The sequence below is a fragment of the Streptomyces sp. SID14478 genome (assembly GCF_010548525.1).
GTDB lineage: Bacteria > Actinomycetota > Actinomycetes > Streptomycetales > Streptomycetaceae > Streptomyces.
On sequence record NZ_JAAGMG010000296.1, the window covers coordinates 1 to 287 of the forward strand.

Consider the following 287-nt stretch of genomic DNA (forward strand, 5'->3'; position numbering starts at 1 on the left):
CGCGGGAGTGCGGTCGGCCGCGCGTGCCCCTCCCGCGACGTCAGGCGGCGTCCAGCGGACGGCCGAGACGGACGTTCCACCGCCCGAGCCGGCCGCTGAGCTCCGTCACCGTCAACGGCGCCACGTCGAGACGCCAGAAGGCGGCCAGGGGCGCCCCCGTCGCATGGACGACGGCCGCCCGCACCACATCCGGTTCCACCACCGCGACAAGACGGCCCGCGCCGCCCGGTACGCCGTCCAGCCATCCCGCGACCCGCGCGCACACCTGCGTCACCGACTCCCCGCCG

General features: G+C 77.4%; 1 protein-coding gene. It reads right to left on the reverse strand.

Going from position 1 to position 287, the window contains the following annotated elements; genetic code table 11:
- Positions 1-40: 40 nt before the first annotated feature.
- On the reverse strand, positions 41-287 hold a 247-nt coding region (locus tag G3I40_RS09945), incomplete at its 5' end, for a histidine phosphatase family protein (RefSeq protein ID WP_164301788.1).